Here is a 14,102-nt window from a genome sequence, read left to right on the forward strand (position 1 = left end):
GGGCCCGTCAACAGAGCCGGAAACCTCCTAATCGAGCGCTTCGACGGTCCGACCCTCGGAGCGCTCCCCGGGCTGACGCTGGATCCGAGTGAGGGACTCGGCGGCAAGGTGGCGGTCATGCGCCGGCCGATCGCCGTGAACGATTATTTCGAGACCCAGGTGATCACACACCGATACGACAAGGTCATCCGAGCTGAGCGGCTCAAGGCGCTGGTCGCCACGCCGATCATTGTCGGGCGTCAGACGGTGGGAGTCATTTACGGCGCGTTTCGCACTTCCGAGGTCGTGGGAGGTCGCATCGAGGACACCGTCGTGCAGGAAGCGCGGGCGCTGGAGCAAGAACTGGCTGTCAGTGCCGTGACTTCGGCGAACGGTGTGTTGTCCGAAGAGGCCACCGTGAATGCACGTTTGCGCGAGCAGGTGCGATCGGTCTATGCGGAATTACGGCTCCTTGCCGGCAGTGTCGGTGATGCTGATGTGCGTGCGGCGCTCGTCAAGGCTGCCGCCCGGCTGGTCGACGAGGGGGAACGCTCCGAAAGCGCCGGCAGCGCTTCGCTCACGAAACGTGAAATCGACGTCCTGACGGTGGCCGGCGCGGGCATGACGAATGTTCAGATAGCCGGAGTGTTGGGTCTGGCTCTGTTCACGGTCAAGAGTTACATGAAGTCCGCTATGCACAAGCTCGGCGCGAGTACCCGGTTGGAGGCTGTTGTCCTTGCTCGTCGGGACGGCATGATCGCGTGACCGTCAGGCTCACACCGTTGGGACGGTTGCCGGGACCATGAGTGTGGTTCCGGCAACCGTCGATCAGTGCAGGTACTGGTCAGCGGTTGATCCGGGGAAGTACCAGACGGCTGGGGTGGTCGGGTCCGGTGAGGATGGTGTTGTGCGCGACCACGGCGTCGTCGATGGATTCGCGACTGATGAAACCGCCGGTGTTGGTGTTGCGGTCGTAGTGGGGGAAGTTACTGCTGGAGATGTCGACGCGGATCCGATGCCCAGCACGAAACACGTTGGACGTCGCGGCCATATCGATCTCGACTTCGTAGACCGCTCCCGGGACCAGGTGTTCTGGGCGATCGAGGCCGTTGCGGTAGCGGGCACGCAGGATGCCGTCGCAGAGGTTGATGGCTTTCCCGTCAGGAAATACATCGACGAGTTTGGCGGTGAAATCGGTGTCGACTGCGTCGGAGGTGACGAACAGCGTTGCCTTGACGTATCCGGTGACCTCGGTGTCCTCATCGAGTGCTGGGCCGGTGAAGCACAAGACATCCGGTCGCGATGCAACCTCCTTCTGGTCCACGGGACCGTTGAATCCGAACCGCGCGGGCATGCTCGGTCCACCTGCAGTGGGTACCGGGTCTCGTGGGTCGTACCGGTATCGAGACTCCGACGCTGCCCCCGGTCCGCCCAGCAGCAGTTCTCCTCGGTCGTTCGGGGCATCACCGGAGAGGAAGTAGTCGACATATGTCGTGTCCGGTAGCGGCCAGTCCTGTTCGTCCCGCCACTGGTCGATTCCCATGACGAACAGCCTCACCGGCGCGGGTGACGGCGCGGGTGCATCAGCTCCCGGGCGTAGCCACCGATTGAAATGCTGCAGGTGCGCACCGGTCAGGTCGCACGCTGCGGCGGCTCCGATGGCGCCGAAGTCGCGGTCGGGAAATTCGGAGGAGTAGTCCAGTTCGTGAATCCAGGGGCCGACGACAAGACGTGAACCTGTTCGAGCTTCCTCCGAACCAGCCTCTCTCCGGAACCTTTCGAAGTCGCGTAATTGCTCGACGATGAATATGTCGTACCAGCCGGCGATGGAGAGGACGGGCTGGGTCATCTCGGGAACCGAAGTGGTGAAGTCCTGTTCCTTCCAGAATTCGTCGTAGTCGGGGTGATCAAGAATCTCGCTCATCCACTGCTCGAGGGGAAGCAATGGGTGGGTCGAGATCGGTGTGTGGTCGTTGAGAGAAAGTCCACGACCGTTGAGCAGACCGCCGCCCAAGTCGAGCACGCGATCGAGGCTGCCCCGCCCTGCCGCAAGCTTCCTGCGCTCGTTGCTTGCGTTCATAGCTGTAGGCCAAAACGTCGAAAAGCTTTGCGAAAGCGCACCGCCGGGGTGATACCACAAACCTCGGTACCAATTCATCGCCGTCTCTTTCACCACACTGGCTTTCAGCGCGGGATGTCCCGTGGACGCGGTCGCCCACTGTGTCATTCCGCAATACGACGGCCCATAGGTGCCGACCTGTCCGTCCGACCACGGTTGCGAGAGGATCCATTCCACGGTGTCGTAGCCGTCCTCCGGTTCGTTCGTTTTGGGCCGAAATTCCCCCTCCGACTTGAATGTTCCACGGCTTTCGACCCATACGACGGCGTAGCCCGCGTCGACGAAAGGTAGGACTTCGGTGGGTCCGGCGCCGTGGGATGCGAGCCCGTAGGGAGTGCGCAGCAACAGGGTGGGGGCGTTGCCTTCAAGGGGTTGGAATACGAGAGCTGCGAGTGTGACGCCGTCCCGCATGGGAATTTCGACGCCGGAGTTGTACACGTGTGCCATGAAGTCTCCTTGGATGGGGCGAATCGAATGTGTCCGACCCTCGACGTTCGACCGGGCTGGACCGATCTCGGGCGACACGAGGGTGAGGCATGAAGCACAGGGTGACCGGTGACAGTCACACTTCGTACCCTCCGAAGAGGGGGCTGAGGGAACCTGGAATCGATACCCTCTTCGGAGGGTGGTGACAGTGCCGAACGCGGGCAAAGCTATCCGTCTTTGTCGGATCTCCCGGGCCACAAACTCGGCCCAAGACCTGGAGTGCACATGATCATCCCGCTGACCATCAGTGATTTCCTCGACCGGGCGGTCACTGTCTACCCCGATCGAGTCGCCATCGTCGACGAGCCGGATCAGCCGGCGCAGTCGTGGGGCGAGATCACGTTCGCCGACCTCGGCGACCTCGCTCGTCGGCAAGCGGCGACGCTCGACGAGTTGGGCGTCCCGGTCGGTGGTCGCGTTGCCATCGTCTCGCACAACGCGGCCCGATTCCTCGCCTCGTTCTACGGCGTCGCCGGATGGGGCAGGGTGCTGGTGCCGATCAACTACAGGCTCAGTGTTCCGGAGATCCAATACATCGTCGAGCACTCGGGGGCCGAGGTCCTGTTGGTCGACCCCGAACTCGAGCACCTTGTTGCCGAGGTGCCGTGCAAGCGCACGTTCGTCCTCGGCCGAGACGACGATCGGATCTGGGGGCCGAATGCCGATCCGAGGCCGTGGGTCGCGGACGCGGCGACGAAGGAGAACGCGACCGCCACGATCAACTACACCTCCGGAACCACTGCCCGTCCCAAAGGTGTGCAGCTGACGCACCGCAGCAACTGGATCAACGCGGTTGTGTTCGGTTGGCAGGCAACCGTTACCGATCGAGACGTCTACCTGCACACGCTCCCGACCTTCCACGCCAATGGCTGGGGACACCCCTTCGTCACGACGGCAATCGGCGCGAAGAGCGTCGTCCTGCGCAAGGTCGACGGTGCGGAGATCCTGCGCCGCATCGAGGAGCACGGTGTCACGTATCTGTGTGCCGCGCCGGCTGTCGTCTCGGCGATCCTGGACGCCGCCAAGACGTGGGAAGGCGAAATTCCCGGCCGCGACCGGGTGCGCATAATCGTCGCGGGCGCCCCACCCCCGACCCGAACGATCGAGCGGATCAGGGTCGACCTTGGTTGGGAGTTCATTCAGATCTACGGTCTCACCGAGACGTCGCCACTGCTCACGATGTCGCGCATGCGTGCCGAGTGGGACGACCTACCGGTGCCCGAGCAAGCTCGACTGCTCGGGCGAGCGGGCGCACCGGCCATCGGTGTGCAGATCAAGGTCGACGACACCGGCGAAGTGCTGGCACGGTCCAACCACATCCTCGCGTCGTACTGGGAGAATCCCGAGGCGACAGCGAGTGCGCTGGAGGACGATTGGTTCCACACCGGCGACGGCGGCACTTTCGAGGACGGTTACGTCACGATCGCCGACCGGAAGAAGGACGTCATCATCACCGGTGGCGAAAACGTGACTTCGATCGAGGTCGAGGACGCGCTCATGTCACATCCAGCGGTCAGGGAGGTCGCAGTCATCGGTATCCCGGACGAGAAGTGGGGTGAATTGGTAACTGCGCTCGTCGTGCTCGACGAGAGCGCGGAATCGATCGACGAAGCAGCACTCATCGCCCACTGCCGCACGCGACTTGCCGGCTACAAGTGCCCGAAGCGGGTCGAATTCCGTCCGGAGTTGGCACGCACTGCTACCGGGAAGATCCAGAAGTTCAAGCTTCGTCAAGAGTTCTGGCAAGGTCGGGATCGGCAGGTCAACTGACTTCGGCGAATGTTGCGGCGGTTGATATCTGGCGAGAATCTGAGCGTCAGATGACGACGTAGCCGTACATTCGTTCGCCTTCGGCCACAGCTCTGGCAGCTAGTTCGGCGAAGGCAGTCAGGAAGGGCAGCGTGTTCTCCGACGGCTCACCCGTCTCGTCGATCGCCCAGGCTGCCGCAGCAGCGGCGACACCTTCAGCGTTCAATTCCGCTAGTGCATCACGTAATTCGTCGGCAACCGTGAGCACGAGGGTGTCGCCGTCGTCGCTCATTGCGACGAGTTTCCCGCAGCGTGGACCTTTTGCGACTTCGTCGTAGGGTCGAGCGGTGAGGGATGCTTCCAGCCGGCCGAGTGCGACAACTGGATCGACACCCTTCGCCTGTAGAACTGGAGTTCCGCTCGCAGCCAGCTGGATCCGCGGGCGAGAGGCATCGTTCGCCTCGATCGCCGCTGGTTCCAGGTCGACGAGTCCTTCGAGTGCAGATTCGGCGTGCTCATCCGAGGGTGCCGTGAAGTAATCGGTGATCGCAGACATGGCGTGATCATCCCACACACGATGCGCACCAACGCCCCGGAGTCCTTCCGCGACTTGACTGATCGCCGTCAGGTTGGACAGGTGTGTGCTTCCTCGATCGCCTTCGCGAAAGCGCGAAGTCGTGGGCTTTCGAGATCGGTTCGCCACACCAGTCCCAATGCAGATTCAGGTAATCCGTTGATCGGCACGAATGTGATGTCCGAGCGCTGGCTGTATGCAGCGGTAGCGGCACACAGGATGAGGCCGACTTGGCTGAATGCGACCTGCGACAGGCCTTCTTGGACGGTGCTCGCCCCACCCTGCGTGGGAATCGTGGCTCCGCCCGGCGTTGTGCTCGGGGAATTCACACGCTGCCAATAGTCAGGGGCGGGTCCAGTGATCGGTACCAGGCATATCTGCGCTAAATGCTCGGCGTCGATCACGTCCAGTTCACTGAACGGGTGATGGACTGAGACGGCCAGTGTCTGGGGCTGTCGAGAAAAGACGAGCCCGGTTGTCAGTTCGGGCTCATCCACGGGGAGAAGGGCTACCGCCGCATCGATTCGCCCGGCGAGTACATCACTGAACGGATCACCAAGGGGTAATTCCTTGATGGTCACGCATATTTGCGGATGTTGTATCTCGAAGCGAGAGACGGCCGTCGCGATCGAATCGTAAATTGCTCCTTGGAAACCCACCCGAAGTGGTGTCGGTATGTTGCGCGCCTTCGTTCGAGCGTCGTCGATCACTGCTGCGAGTGCTCGGTGGGCGGGAGCCAGCGACGCAAGAAATTCGGCGCCGAATTCAGTGAGGTGCACCTGGCGACTGGTCCGCGCTACGAGGCTTGTGCCGATACGACGCTCCAACGCGCTGATCAGCTGACTGACCCGACTCTGGGAGATGAACAACCGTTCTCCGGTGCGACCGAAGTGCAGTTCTTCAGCGAGTACGAGGAAGCACTCGATCTCACGCATCGGAAGTTCCGACATATTTCACTCCGATCCACGACTCGTTCGCGCACTCCATCCTTGCTCATCGATGAATTGGGCTAATGGTTGGATGAGCGATTCGCCGTTGATCCGGTGGCCTGTGAGAGCTTCCCTGGTTACATGCCACATTCCGCGCCCGGGCAGCACAGCCCTGCGCCCACATCCCCAACCCACGCACACACCACCGAGAACCACTGGGCTGCTGTCGCCCTGATCGCAGCGTCCACCTTCGTCGTTGTCGCGGCAGAGATGATGCCGGTCGGGCTACTCACCCCGATCGGTGCTGCTCTGGTGGAAAGCGAAGGGACCATCGGGCTCTCACTGGTCATCACCGGTTTGGTGGCAGCGGCCACTGCGCCGTTCGTGCCCGTTGTGACCCGGCGCTTCGATCGTCGGTCGACGCTCATCGTCTTGATGCTGTTCGTCGCAGCGGCGAACGCCCTGACGGCCCTTGCGCCGAGCTTCGCTGTCCTCGCTGTGGCTCGCGTCCTTCTAGGGGTGAGCATGGGCGGAGTCTGGGCACTCGCCGCGAGCCTGGCTCCCAGGTTGGTGGAGACCAGATCCGTCGGGTTGGCGACCACGATCATCTTCAGCGGAATCGCCGTCGCCTCAGTTCTCGGTGTTCCTGCTGGGACGTACATCGGGGCGGCGGCCGGGTGGAGCGTCGCTTTCTGGGCTCTCAGCTGCGCCGCGGCGGTGATCGCGCTCGCCATGTTCGCTGTCCTGCCGACGATGCCGGCCGATCAAGCCTTGTCGCTCGGCAGTCTCCTGGAGGCTTTTCGGAACCCAGGAGTCCGGGTCGGAATCGCAATTACCGCTCTCCTCGTCACCGCTCATTTCGCGGCCTACACCTATGTGCGTCCGGGACTGGAGTTCTTTGCAAGGGCGAACGCTTCGCAGGTCGGCACCATGCTCCTGATCTACGGTGTCCTCGGCGTCGTCGGCAACTTCATTGCCGGGCCATCCGCCGCCAAGTCCTCGAAGACGGTGGTCGTCGTCCTCAGCGTGGGAATAGCGTTGACACTCGCCCTGTTTCCGATCTGGGCCGCCACCTTGATCGCCGGCGCTCTGCTCATGGCAGTATGGGGTTTCTTCTACGGCGGTGTATCCGTCAGTACTCAGACATGGATCGCACACGCAGCTCCCGCACACCGAGAGGCTGCATCCGCCCTCTGGGTCGCAGTCTTCAATGCAAGCATCGCCCTCGGCGCGTTCGTGGGCGGACGCGTTCACGACCACTCCGGTCCCCGATCGGTCTTCTGGATCGCAGCGGGAATCGCCACTCTTGCAATGCTGCTCGCGGTAATCCGCAATCCTGTCGCGGCAAAACAGGAACAGACAACGTAGCCGACCACACAAATTTTTCACACAGGCAGGACAACAGATATGCGCGCGATGTCCGATGTAACCTTCATGAACGTGACCGAGATGCTCGGCCGCTACCGAGACAAATCGCTGTCTCCGGTGGAAGTGCTCGAGTCCACCATCGAACGTATCGAGGCGCTCAACCCAACCGTGAATGCAGTGGGACATACGTTCTTCGATGCTGCACGGGCACAAGCGAAATCAGCCGAACGTCACTACGTCCGCGGCTGGGATGACGGGCTTCCGCTCGCCGGTGTTCCCGTTGTGGTGAAAGAGGACGAACCAGTGCAAGGTCAACCGTGGACTCAAGGGTCCAAGGTCTATGAGGATGTGATCGCTACTCACACTTCGACTTTCGTGCAGCGAATCATCGACGCCGGTGCCATCGTCCACGCGCGATCGACCGCCCCGGAATTCTCCTCGGCCGCGTTCACGCAGTCCGAGTTGTGGGGCGTCACTCGCAATCCGTGGAACACGAAATACTCCTCCGGCGGGTCTTCCGGCGGATCGGCAGTCGCACTAGCCACGGGGATGACGCACTTGGCTACCGGCTCCGATGTTGCGGGATCGATCCGAACTCCGTCGTCGTTCAACGGAATTGTCGGGTTCAAGCCACCACACGGACGTGTCCCGGTCGATCCTCCCTTCAACCTCGATCGCTACTGCCACTGCGGTCCGATGGCTCGCACCGTAAGCGATTGTCTCACAATGCAATCAGTCATCGCGGGACCGACCTCCACCGACATTGCCTCGCATGTACCGGTATCGCAGTTACCTACCTTCGCGACGCGTTCGTGCACAGGCATGCGTATCGCCGTGATTCCCGCGTTGGGTGACTGGCCGGTTGCTTCGGACGTCGCCGAGAACACGGCGAAGTTGGTGGATACTCTCACTGCGCTGGGCGCACGCGCCGAGATCGTCGAAATCGACCTGTCACGCGCTGCAATCATGCGCGCTGCTGCCATTCACTACGACCACGTATTCGGTGCTTCGATTTCTGCCGAAGCGTCCGCGCACCCCGACAAGGTCACGGAGTACGCGAAGGAATTCGCCCGATGGGCACGCCGCACCCGTGGTGACGCGACTTTCCTCGACGGACTCGCGATCGAAGCCGAACTGTATTCGTCGATCGGATCCCTGTTCGACACCTATGACGCGTTGATCACACCGGCAGTGGCGACGGACGGGCTTCTTGCCGGTGACGACTACGTCGCGCACGGAATCAAGGTGGCTGGAACAGAATTGGAGTTCTACCTCGAGGCTGTACCGGCAATCACCTTCAACATCCTGAGCAGTTGCCCGGTGCTGACAATCCCCACCGGATTCGCTCGGAACGGAATCCCCACGGGCACACAGATCGTCACGCGGCCGTACGACGACCATACGGCCTTCGCCATTGGTCTCGCCCTGGAAGGGGTTTTGCTGTATCCGAATGAGCATCCAGACTGCTGCGCGACTCCGTAGGAATTGTTCGGCGTTTCAAGTTAATGGTGGAGGGTTGACCAGAATGTAGTTAGGTGCCATATTAGTTGCATGGCAGTGGACGGAACCGATCACGACTCACCCACGTTGGATCAGGCGCGGAGGCAGTTGGAGCATTACGGCCTCGGGTCCGATCCGCAGGCGGTGCTGGTTGCGGTGCGGCTGATCTCGGCGGGGGCGCGACTCGGTCGAGCGACCGAGGTTCACTTCGCGAGGTATGGACTGTCGACCGGCCGTTATCGACTGCTTGCGGATCTGGAAGATCACGACGGGGAGAAGTCTCCCTCGCGGCTGGCCGCTGATCTCGGCGTCTCGCGAGCCACGGTCACCGGGCTGGTCGATGGGCTCGAGCAGGAGGGTTTGGTTGCTCGGCGTCCGTCCGCCGAGGATGGGCGTGGTGCGGTGGTCGTCCTGACTGCTCGTGGCGCTCAGCGTTTACGTGACATGGCGCCAGAGCACTTTGCCCGTCTCGAGGAAATGGTCGACGAGCTCACTGTCGACGAGCGTGCGGTCTTTCTGGATCTGCTCTCGCGGGTCGTTCGCGGTATCGGTGCGCTGACTGCGGAGTAGTCGGCTGGGATTCCAGGCATTCGCATAGCGATTCGAATCGTCGTTGATTCTCGACAAAGGCTTCTCTTTCCATGCCCAAATAGTTAGCCACCTAATTACAATCGGAAAGTTGGTCTCCTTCATGTCCGGACTCACCCCACCGATCCGTCACGAAAACAATAGGGAGATAACAGATTCCAATCGACGCGTCCCGGTTGCCGGTCGTCGCACCGCACGACCTTTCACCCTGTGGAGAGAGGTGCTGGTCGCCTACCTTGCCCCTGCATTGATGGCGGGTGCTGGCGGAGTCGCATCCGGCCAATCGGGCCTCACGATGGCGGCCTTTACGTCCATCGCGGGCACGTCGGCTGTGGTGGCGTTGCTGATCGGCTCCTGGCTGCAGCGTCACGGGAGGTCACGACCGTGGACGACGGCCCTGCCTCGCATCATGGTGGCGGCAATTCTTGCCGTCGGAGCCGCTGTAATCGCAGGCCTCGTCGGGTGGTTCGCCTCCCGTTGGCTACCAGATCACACGAGCGTGGTCGACACTGCTTGGCTTGCTCGCCTGCACATCGACCTGCCGATATCTGCCGCTGTGGCTGCCGTCATCGTGAGTTGGCGATGGCGCCGTCAGAATCCCTGACCGACAACACATGTCAAAGATCCCCAGGTTTCCTGGGGACGACCGAAAGGAACACGATGATCGTCATCATGGGAGCGTCCGGAACCACAGGCGGCGCGTTGCTACGCAGTCTCGCATCCTCGGGTGTGCCGAGTAGAGCCCTGTCCCGCGACCCGGACAGGCTGCGCGCTCACCTGGGCGACTTGGCCGACGGTGTGGTCGAAGTAGTGCCGGCCGACGCCGCAGACCCAACTTCGCTACGTACGGCTTTCCAAGGGGCCGAACAGCTTTTCCTCGCCATGGCCAACGGCCTCGACCAGGTCGAGCTCGAAACGCGTGTGATCGACGTAGCCGCTGAGAGCGGCGTCGAACACATCGTCAAGATCTCCGACCCTGCCGCCGCGGCCGACTCCCCCATCGCTCTCTCCCGCGGCCACCATGCCGTCGGCGAACACCTGCGCGCATCCGGACTCCGTCACACCCTGCTCCGCCCTTACGCGTTCATGCAGAATTTGTTGCTCCTCGCCCCGGGGGTGGCTGCGCAGGGGGTCATTCTGGGCGCGATGCGAGACGCGCCGTGCAACTGGATCGACTGCCGAGACATCGCCGACGTCGCCGCCGCCGTGCTCACACGCGCCGACCTCGCCGGCGGCACCTACGTCCTGACGGGCAGCGAGGCGGTCGGCTACGGCGGCATCGCCGATTCTCTGACCCGCATGCTCGGTCGCCCCGTCCGATACATCGACCTGCCACCGCACGAACTGCGGCAAAACCTCGTCGATCATGCCCACATGCCTCCGTGGCTGGCTGAGCACATTCTGGAGATCCAGGAGCTTGCCATCTCGCGCCCGGAGTCACCCACCGACACGGTGACACGTGTGCTGGGGCGTGAGCCACGAAGCCTGGATGCGTTCCTGCGTGAGCATCTGGACCGTTTCCGCTGATTTCACGCTGCGAGAGCGGTGTCGCCAGAAGTCACGCGGTTGATCAACGAGCCCACCGAATTCTGATCGGACCTCGTGCGGATTCCGGGTCGACGACTTCGCCGCCCTGGGTGATCTGTACTTCGCCGTCGGCGACCATGTGGCGGGCAGCCTCTCGGACGGGTTCCATCAGCGGACGCCAATTGTCGGGTGCCGCTGCGCGAGCCACGTCAGAGGGGCAAATGCTCGACGTGGGCGATCGCGCACTGAGCAATTCGCGGATCTTCGCGGACAGATCCTTTTCTGCCACCATATGAGCCAGCTTCCGATCGTGACCGTTCGCAGTCAACACCGCGGCAGGCTTTACTTCGGCGAGTTGCGAATCAGGTCGGCTCGCATCGACGATCATTGACGGAATGGAGAACGCGAGCGCACTACGAAGAGACATCGTCCGAGATTCGTACTCAGCCCGATCCCAGGAGTACACAGATCTCTTCGGCCACATGGATTCGACGCACGCATCTGATCGGGCACTGGTGACCAGTTGGGCCGCCACATTGACCGGCCGTGTGCTCGACGCCGGGTGTGGGCCGGGGCAGTGGACGGACTTCCTGGCCCAGCGCGGGCTGGCCGTGAGTGGGATCGATCTGGTGCCGGAGTTCGTCGAACGCGCTCGCGATCAATACCCAGACCTTTCCTTCGAGGTCGGTGGCTTCGAGGCATTGGACGTCGAAGCGGATTCTCTGGGCGGCGTGCTGTCCTGGTACTCACTCATTCACCACCACCCGCAAGATATCGAGACACCGCTCGCGGAATTCGCGCGTGTGATCCGCCCAGGCGGTGGGTTGCTGGTCGGCTTCTTCGAAGGCGCAAGCGTCGAGGCTTTTGATCACGCGGCGACAACTGGCTATCGATGGCCGGTGGCTGAACTTTCCCAAGTGCTGGTCACAGCTGGTTTCGACGTGATCGAGACCCATACCCGGACGGGGAGCGGCTACCGGCCGCACGGCGCAATCACTGCCAGTCGGCGCAGCGGCGAATAACGGTTCGAGGCAGAGCGGAACTGTCCTCTTTCATTCATTTCGTCCGAGTGGTGTGCTGGATGAGTCACTCCTCCGTATTTCAGCACCGGATCATCCACAGTTGAAGGAAGGCGCCATGACCACGATCCATCTTCACCAGACGACCACCGCGACGCCCGAACAGGTCCTCGCCGGCCTGACCGACTTCGGGCCGGGCCGTGAGGAAATCTTCGGCCGCAGCGCGGACAGTTACCTGAAAGTGCACCAACAGGGCCCCCACGAGGCTGATGTAACCGAGGGCTCGAGCGGCATCTGGGAACGCCTGCACTACGACTGGACCGACCCGCATCGCGTCGTGATGACAACCACCGATTCCAATCTGTGGGGTGGTGCCTCGAGCCACACCTACACCCTGACCCAGCAGCCCACCGGCCTGACCGATGTCGACGCCGTCGTGGTCCGCGACGGCAAGAACATCAAAGGAAAGCTCCTGGCATCGGTACTCGGGCTCTTCGGCACTCAGGTGTTGGGAAAGTCGTTCACGAAGTCCATCGAGGCCATCGAAGCTCGCAACGGCGGCGCGAAGAGACAGCCGGGAGAGGGCTGAGTTCTTTACCGATTCGCGGTCATCGTCGATAGCAACGTTTCAGAAGACTGCCCGATCCAATGGACGGGGCAGCGGTTCCAGCGCCCCGGCGTCACGGAGGCGTTCGTATGCCCGAAGGACTGTATCGACGGATCCGATCTGAAGCAGTACGCCCCGGCCCGGCACTGCGGAGGTTGTGACTCCCAACTCGGCAGGGAGCGCATCTGCCCTGGCTGCCGAGAGAAAACCGACTCGGCCCACTACGGGATCACCGACGCGATAGTCGGACTCGTCTTCGAGAGCGTCGAGGATGTTGTCGTCGGTGACGTCTCCGAAGTCCGGTTCCCAGACAGCGGCGAGCATCCGAAGTAGTTCTGTCTCAGGAACTTCGGCGGCAGCTGGCGCGCTGACAGCGAGAACCATCGACTGAAGGACGATTTCAGGTTCGCCGCCCGCCAGCCCGGAGAGTTCGAGTTCCCATTCTGGGCCACCGCCGGATGTGAGTCTCAATCCGATTCCCAGACGATCCGACCAATTCTCGGCAGTCCGTGCATTGTCGAGCACCTGGGTCAGTTGTTCGACGGTCAGGGTGGTGGCAGGTCCGGATGAGTGGACCTGTTGCCACGACCCACCGACTGCCTCCGGCAACAGGAACTCGACTTGTTCCAGGGTTCGCCGCCACCGGATCGACACGGCCTGAACCGATTCGGGCCGCCGTCCCCAGAACACACGAATTGCACGTCGTGCCATCAATTCCTCCGGTAGGGATCGTCCTTGGGTAGCCATATTCCGTCTTCTTGGATTCCGAGATCAGTGACGTCCCGAGTGAGAGCGTCGACGGCGGCGAGAACAGCAGAGCGCGTCTCGTTCTCGCGGCACAGGAGCGACCACGTCCAGACTGCTGCCGGGTCGACCATTGAACGTGCGGTGAGGTCGGTTGGCAGCGTTGTGGTCTGACCCTTGGGTGAGTTGACCACGGGGCGGCCGATAGCTCGGACGTGATCGAAGAATGCGGGGCCGGTGATCCCGCCATCGTTGATGCGCAGGATCTGCGCGCCGGTATCGCGGGCGAATTCTTCGGCAAATACATTCCACGACCACCAGGAGGTGGTGTCGTCGTCGACCAGTAGGACGACGTCTCGCGCCTGCACCGGCGTGGTGTCCGCACCGGAGGAGACCGCGTGAATCCGATCCGCGCCGAGCAGGCGGGCCTTCAAACCATGTTGGGCTACATCGGTTTTCCGCACCCAGGCGATAGCAAGGTCGAGGCTACCGTCTGCCACCCGCGTGGCCTGCGCGTGCGAGGGCACCACCCACGGGTCGACGTGCAGTTGCGCAACCCCTGAGGTGCGCGCGACGAGATCCGTGGGAAGCCAGTTGACGTAGCCGATCCGGACGGGCTCAGCTCCGGACAGACGTTCCGCGCGACGGCGTAGATTCTCGGCTCGCTCGAGCAGCGCGCGGACGTCGGGGAGCAGCGCAGCGCCGGCCGGGGTCAGGGCGACGGAGCGGCGGTCGCGGACGAACAGCTTGACGCCGAGGTCGCGTTCGAGTGCCTTGATCTGCTGCGACAACGAGGGTCCGGCTATCAGTAGCCGTGCCGCGGCTCGGCCGAAGTGCAGTTCCTCGGCGACGACCTCGAAGTATCTCAGCTGACGCAGCTCCACAATCCCAGATGCTACGTGCCCGGATGCTA

15 protein-coding genes are annotated in these 14,102 nt (G+C 62.5%); 9 read left to right on the top strand and 6 right to left on the bottom strand.

Annotated elements, in window-relative coordinates; genetic code table 11:
- The first annotated feature begins 117 nt into the window (after nt 1-117).
- A complete protein-coding gene (locus tag ACZ3J7_RS30800) occupies nt 118-744 on the top strand; it encodes a helix-turn-helix transcriptional regulator (protein WP_465626710.1) in 627 nt (208 codons plus the stop codon).
- Nucleotides 745-823: 79 nt separating this feature from the next.
- On the opposite strand, the gene ACZ3J7_RS30805 is transcribed toward ACZ3J7_RS30800, so the two are convergent.
- The gene (locus ACZ3J7_RS30805) at nt 824-2,545 is read right to left on the bottom strand and encodes a CocE/NonD family hydrolase (protein ID WP_298772783.1); all 1,722 of its coding nucleotides are present in this window, start codon (nt 2,543-2,545) and stop codon (nt 824-826) included.
- Between the two features lie 264 nt (nt 2,546-2,809).
- Between ACZ3J7_RS30805 and ACZ3J7_RS30810 the strand changes: the two genes are divergently transcribed.
- On the top strand, nt 2,810-4,354 hold the full coding sequence (locus tag ACZ3J7_RS30810) for an AMP-binding protein (protein ID WP_124567246.1): 1,545 nt from the start codon (nt 2,810-2,812) through the stop codon (nt 4,352-4,354).
- 46 nt (nt 4,355-4,400) lie between these two features.
- On the opposite strand, the gene ACZ3J7_RS30815 is transcribed toward ACZ3J7_RS30810, so the two are convergent.
- Both ACZ3J7_RS30815 and ACZ3J7_RS30820 read right to left on the bottom strand, forming a co-directional pair.
- Nucleotides 4,401-4,889 (bottom strand): hypothetical protein, encoded by a 489-nt coding sequence (locus ACZ3J7_RS30815; RefSeq protein ID WP_200313002.1) that lies wholly within the window; start codon nt 4,887-4,889, stop codon nt 4,401-4,403.
- 68 nt (nt 4,890-4,957) lie between these two features.
- The gene (locus ACZ3J7_RS30820) at nt 4,958-5,842 is read right to left on the bottom strand and encodes a LysR family transcriptional regulator (RefSeq protein ID WP_465626713.1); all 885 of its coding nucleotides are present in this window, start codon (nt 5,840-5,842) and stop codon (nt 4,958-4,960) included.
- A gap of 135 nt (nt 5,843-5,977) precedes the next feature.
- Between ACZ3J7_RS30820 and ACZ3J7_RS30825 the strand changes: the two genes are divergently transcribed.
- The 5 genes from ACZ3J7_RS30825 to ACZ3J7_RS30845 all read left to right on the top strand — a co-directional run bounded on the left by ACZ3J7_RS30825 (nt 5,978) and on the right by ACZ3J7_RS30845 (nt 10,819).
- Entirely contained in the window at nt 5,978-7,204 is a 1,227-nt protein-coding gene (locus ACZ3J7_RS30825) for an MFS transporter (RefSeq protein ID WP_298772787.1), read from the top strand.
- A gap of 81 nt (nt 7,205-7,285) precedes the next feature.
- Nucleotides 7,286-8,686, top strand: a complete 1,401-nt coding sequence (locus tag ACZ3J7_RS30830) for an amidase (protein ID WP_423678073.1) — start codon at nt 7,286-7,288, stop codon at nt 8,684-8,686.
- A gap of 69 nt (nt 8,687-8,755) precedes the next feature.
- On the top strand, nt 8,756-9,274 hold the full coding sequence (locus ACZ3J7_RS30835) for a MarR family winged helix-turn-helix transcriptional regulator (protein WP_003943230.1): 519 nt from the start codon (nt 8,756-8,758) through the stop codon (nt 9,272-9,274).
- Between the two features lie 109 nt (nt 9,275-9,383).
- Nucleotides 9,384-9,896, top strand: a complete 513-nt coding sequence (locus ACZ3J7_RS30840; protein ID WP_465626717.1) for a hypothetical protein — start codon at nt 9,384-9,386, stop codon at nt 9,894-9,896.
- A 56-nt stretch (nt 9,897-9,952) separates the two neighbouring features.
- The gene (locus ACZ3J7_RS30845) at nt 9,953-10,819 is read left to right on the top strand and encodes an SDR family oxidoreductase (protein ID WP_298772793.1); all 867 of its coding nucleotides are present in this window, start codon (nt 9,953-9,955) and stop codon (nt 10,817-10,819) included.
- A gap of 43 nt (nt 10,820-10,862) precedes the next feature.
- Here ACZ3J7_RS30845 and ACZ3J7_RS30850 read toward each other — a convergent pair whose 3' ends face one another.
- A complete protein-coding gene (locus ACZ3J7_RS30850; protein ID WP_465626719.1) occupies nt 10,863-11,207 on the bottom strand; it encodes a DUF3253 domain-containing protein in 345 nt (114 codons plus the stop codon).
- Nucleotides 11,208-11,301: 94 nt separating this feature from the next.
- Here ACZ3J7_RS30850 and ACZ3J7_RS30855 point away from each other — a divergent pair, with 94 nt between their 5' ends.
- Complete coding sequence (locus ACZ3J7_RS30855; protein ID WP_366055378.1) at nt 11,302-11,841, top strand: class I SAM-dependent methyltransferase; 540 nt, start codon at nt 11,302-11,304, stop codon at nt 11,839-11,841.
- Between the two features lie 115 nt (nt 11,842-11,956).
- Entirely contained in the window at nt 11,957-12,427 is a 471-nt protein-coding gene (locus ACZ3J7_RS30860) for a hypothetical protein (protein WP_095971782.1), read from the top strand.
- A gap of 39 nt (nt 12,428-12,466) precedes the next feature.
- Here ACZ3J7_RS30860 and ACZ3J7_RS30865 read toward each other — a convergent pair whose 3' ends face one another.
- Complete coding sequence (locus ACZ3J7_RS30865; protein WP_298772803.1) at nt 12,467-13,156, bottom strand: Imm52 family immunity protein; 690 nt, start codon at nt 13,154-13,156, stop codon at nt 12,467-12,469.
- Nucleotides 13,156-14,073, bottom strand: coding sequence for a LysR family transcriptional regulator (locus ACZ3J7_RS30870; protein ID WP_235170687.1), 918 nt, complete (start codon nt 14,071-14,073; stop codon nt 13,156-13,158). Before ACZ3J7_RS30870 ends, ACZ3J7_RS30865 begins: the two co-directional genes overlap by 1 nt.
- Between the last annotated feature and the right edge of the window lie 29 nt (nt 14,074-14,102).

It is taken from the genome of Kitasatospora sp. NPDC015121, from assembly GCF_055562955.1.